At 72.7% G+C, this 1404-nt stretch carries 2 protein-coding genes; both read left to right on the forward strand.

The features are described 5' to 3' along the window. On the forward strand, positions 1-376 hold a 376-nt coding region (locus tag GA0115259_RS38110), incomplete at its 5' end, for a hypothetical protein (RefSeq protein ID WP_107469431.1). Positions 377-506: 130 nt separating this feature from the next. Beyond that, positions 507-1404, forward strand: an 898-nt coding sequence (locus tag GA0115259_RS38115; protein ID WP_093605196.1) for an aminopeptidase P family protein, incomplete at its 3' end; no start/stop codon positions are given.

A 1404-nucleotide genomic window follows, 5' to 3' on the forward strand; every position in this document is an offset into this window, starting at 1 on the left:
GTCCCGGCTGGCCCGCCGCACCTGCGGCTTCGCCGCGCGGAACTTCCTGGCCAACGGCATCTCCTGCATCCTTGACGACGCGGTCTTCCCCGACCGCCCGGTCGTCGGGCTCGGCGGCTGGAAGCGCCATGTCGGTCCCGGGCTGCTGCCGGTCGTCCTGCTGCCGGGACTGGAGATCGTGCTGGAGCGCAACGCCGAGCGCACCGGCAACCGCAGACTCTCCGACGAGGAGGTGGCGGGCATCCACGGCCGGATGGCCGGCTGGTACGGCTCGGGGCTGCCCATCATCGACAACTCCAAGTACGACGTGGAGACCACCGCCCGGATACTCGACGATGTCCTGGCCCGAGCCCTGGCGAGCCCGCCGAGCTGGTGAGCGCCCTTGCGCGCGTGCGGGCGTCCCGCTCGTGCCCGGCCGTGCCCTCCCATGCCCGTCCACGGCCCCGGTCCCCCCGGTCGGACGCGCTGAACCGGCCGGGTCACGCGCCCGCTCATACGCTCAGGTCATGTCAGACGTGTTCGCGGTCCGCCGCGATCGGTTGCGTGACCGGTGTTCCGCGGCGGGCAACGCCGCCGCGCTGATCTCGCGGCCCGCGAACGTCCGCTATCTCGCGGGCGCGGCGCCGCCGGGCGCCGTACTGCTCCTCGGCCCCGGCGAGGACACGCTGCTCTGCCCGCGTACCCACGCCGGTGAGAACGTCGAAGCGCGGCTGGACGACCAGCTCGGGCTCACCGTCCTGTCCACCGTCGGCGATCCCGTGGTCGCCGCCGCGAGCGTGCTCATCCCGTCCGCCGCCACCTCGCTCGCCGTCGAGGAACACCATCTGACCGTCGCCGCACACCGGGCCATCGGCTCCGTCGCGCCACGGCTGCGCCTCACGGATCTGGGCTGCGCGGTGGAGCAGTTGCGGATCGTCAAGGACGAGGGCGAGATCGCCTGTCTGCGGATCGCGGCCGAGATCGCCGACCAGGCACTGGGCGAACTGCTGGAGTCGATCTTGGTCGGCCGTACCGAACGGCATCTCGCGCTGGAGCTGGAGCGGCGGCTCGTGGACCACGGCGCCGACGGCCCGGCGTTCCCGACCACCGTGGCCACCGGGCCCAACTCCGGCCGCGGCGGGCACCATCCCTCGGACCGACGGGTCGAGGAGGGCGATTTCCTCTCCGTCGGCCTCGGCGCCGACTACCGCGGATACCGGTGTCTGATCGGCCGTACGTTTGTCATCGGAACCTCTCCCGCCGACTGGCAGATCGAGCTCTACGAGCTGGTCTTCTCGGCACAACGGGCAGGTCGGGAGGCTCTCGTACCGAGCGCCGGCTACCGCGATGTGGACCGTGCGACCCGGCAGCCGCTGGAGGCCGCGGGGCACGGCGAGCGGCTCGCACCCCGTACGGGGCACGGCG

Source organism: Streptomyces sp. MnatMP-M17 (assembly GCF_900091995.1).
Taxonomy (GTDB): domain Bacteria; phylum Actinomycetota; class Actinomycetes; order Streptomycetales; family Streptomycetaceae; genus Streptomyces.